The following is a 2,870-nucleotide window of genomic DNA, read 5'->3' as shown; positions in this document are numbered from 1 at the left end:
CGTCGCCCGCGAGACTCCCACGGCCGAGGCGACCTGCTTCTCGGTCATCGACCTCGCCTCCCGCAGCCTGCGCCGCTCCTTGGGAGGCGGCAGCGGCGGGACGGCGGAAGAGCCGTCCGCGGTGCTCTGCGTGGTGTTCTGCGTCATGAGGGACTCCCCGCAGCACGATTCAGACCAAAAAAGCACATAAACTTATATTGGGCGACACGGCGAACATTCGCCTGTTACGTGGATCAAGCGCGTGTCGTGGGCAGCATGACGACGTGACCCAATTGACCGATCGCAGCACGCCGTTGTCCTCGGCCTCGGCGGTGGAACGCGGCAGGGCGGCGGCGCTGACCGTCTCGTTCCTCCGCGGGGCCATCGCCGCGTGCCTCGGCCTCGGCCTGTTCGCCGTGCTGGTGCTGGCGATGTGGATCATTTCGCCCTATCCCGACAGCGGGCCGGGCGGAGCCCTGCGTGTCGCCACCGCGCTGTGGCTGCTGGCCCATGGCGTCGAGCTGGTGCGCGCCGACACCCTCTCGGGAGATCCCGCCCCACTGGGGGTGATCCCGCTGCTCCTGATGGCCCTGCCGGTCTGGCTGGTGTACCGGACGGCCAGGGACGCCCTGGAGCCGGACGAAGGGCCGCCCCGGCTCTCCGCACCGGCGGTGGTGTTCACCCTTACGGGGGGCTATCTGCTGGTCGGCGCGGCGTCGGTGCTCCATGTGACGGGCGCTCCGCTCGGTGCGCACCCGCTGCGCGCCGCGCTCATGCTGCCCTCGCTGACGGTCCTGTCCGCGGGGGCCGGGGCGTGGCGGGCGCGCGGACGCCGGCGTGGTCTCCTGCTGGCCTGGCTGCCCGGCGTTCTCCGGAGGGCCCTCGTCCGTGCCGTCGGGGCGCCCGCGGCCCGGCGCAGGGCCGCCGTCGCGCTCCGGGCGGGCGTCGCGTCCGTTCTGCTGCTGCTGGGCGGCGGCGCGCTGCTGGTCGGGATGTCGCTGGCATGGCACGGCGGCGTGGCGCACGGCTCGTTCGTACAGCTCGCCTCCGACTGGTCGGGACGGTTCGCCGTGCTGCTGCTCGGGCTGGTGCTCGTGCCGAACGCGGCGATGTGGGGCGCCGCGTACGGGATGGGACCGGGCTTCGCGCTCGGTACGGGCGCGACGGCCACACCGTTCGGGGTCACGGGCGAGTACTGGCTGCCGTCCTTTCCGCTGCTCGCGGCGGTGCCCGAGGGTCCGGGCTCGGCGCTGGACTGGGCGGCCGCGGGAGTGCCGGTGCTCGCGGGAGGAGCGCTGGCCTGGTTCACCGTACGGGTGGCGGCGCCGCGGTACGGCGGCAAGGAACAGTCGTGGGGCGCGGGCGCGACGACGCTGACGGTGATGCTCGGCGCGGTGGTGTGCGCGGCGCTGACGGCGCTGCTGGCGGCGATGTCGGGCGGGCCGATGGGCAACGGCAGACTGGCGGTCCTCGGGCCGGTGTGGTGGCTGACGGGCGCGGCGGCGCTGGCCTGGACGCTGGGGCTGGGCGTGCCCATGGCGCTGGTGCTGCGGGCCTGGCGGCTGCGGACGCGGCGGAACGAGGCCGTACCGCCGCCGGGACCGGAACCGGCCTCGGGAGCCGGCGCTGGGACGGGGGCGACCGATACGAAGGGTGAGGCCGCCGCCGAGGCGGCGGAGCAGGGCGGCCCGGCCGTGTGGTGGCCGGCGCCGTGGCGGCGGCTGATGTGGCTGCTCAGCGGTCGGGCGGTGACGGACGGGCCGGTGTCCGAGCCGGCGCCGGAGGCTGCCGGCGGCCCGGGTGTGCCGGCCCGCGACGCGGACACCCGCGCCCGTGCCGGTGCCCCAGGCCGCGCGGACGGCACGGTCCGCGCTCGCGCTCGTCCCCGCTCCGACGCCCCTGCCCGCGCTCGCGCTCGCCCCGGCTCCGAAGCTCGCGCTCGCCCCGGCCCCGATGCCCGTGCTCGCCCCGGTGGGCGGGCCCGCGCGGTTCCGGTCGCGGACAGGGGGGAGGCGGGAGAGCCGGAGTTCGAGCCGTACGACTTCCTGCTGGACGAGGGCCGGCACGGGCGCGGTGCGCGCAAGACACGGTGGGCGGCGATCAAGGCGGCCTCGGGCGGCCCGATCGCGGACTCCCCGGCCGGGGGAACGGCGTCGGGGCCGCCCTCCGTCAGGAAGAGCGGCTCCAGGAGGATCGGCCGCGACCGTTCCGTCCCGGATTCCGGTGCGGCCCCGGGCAACGGGTCCGGTGCTACTCCTTGACGCCGAAGACCGGGACCAGCGAGGGCGGCAGCTCGTCATTGCAGGAGAGCTGGCCCGTCTTGGTCAGGGAGTCGTTGAGGCAGGTGTAGTAGTCGCGGTAGACCAGCTGCACGGTGAAGGTCGCGGCCACGATCGCCAGTGCGATCGCGGCCGTCACCAGCCCGCTGACCGCCGCTGTCGTCTGCTGCCGGCTCGACACCGCGGCCGGGGCCGCCGGACCGTACGCCGGACCCTCGGCAGAGCCCTGGGCCGGGACGTTCTGCCCGGTGGCCGGTGCGGGAAGGGAGGGCGCGCTTGACGACGGGCCGCTTGACGACGGGCCGCCGGAGGTCGCGTCGTCCTGGCCCGAGGGCGATCCGTTCGCGGGCTTGTTGCGCAGGGAGCTGATGCCCCAGTACAGCGACAGTGAGCCGAGCAGCAGGGCGATCTCCGGGAAGTCGAAGAGCGCGAAGAAGAAGGCCCACATCCCGCCGAGGAGCGCGTAGCGGGCGCGGCGCTGGATCGGGTCCGTCGGATCCCAGCGCAGTCCGCCGCCGCGGCCTCCCTCGGGGCCGTCCTGGCCGCCACCCTGCCCGTTCTGCCCGTTCTGACCGCCGGGGCGGCTGCCGAAGCCGCCCCGGCGGTCAGAAC

1 protein-coding gene and 1 pseudogene are annotated in these 2,870 nt (G+C 75.1%); one reads left to right on the top strand and one right to left on the bottom strand.

The window, feature by feature from the left end; all coding sequences use genetic code 11:
• Positions 1-263 precede the first annotated feature (263 nt).
• On the top strand, positions 264-2,240 hold the full coding sequence (locus tag BFF77_RS31435) for a cell division protein PerM (protein ID WP_141698593.1): 1,977 nt from the start codon (positions 264-266) through the stop codon (positions 2,238-2,240).
• Here the strand turns inward: BFF77_RS31435 and BFF77_RS36070 are convergent.
• A pseudogene (locus BFF77_RS36070) lies at positions 2,230-2,870 on the bottom strand (hypothetical protein); the annotation flags it as partial. The gene BFF77_RS31435 and the pseudogene BFF77_RS36070 overlap by 11 nt on opposite strands.

This window comes from Streptomyces lushanensis, from assembly GCF_001700515.1.
GTDB lineage: Bacteria > Actinomycetota > Actinomycetes > Streptomycetales > Streptomycetaceae > Streptomyces > Streptomyces lushanensis.
The sequence above is the reverse complement of the archived record's forward strand: the minus strand, read 5'-3'. Positions and strand labels throughout refer to the sequence as shown.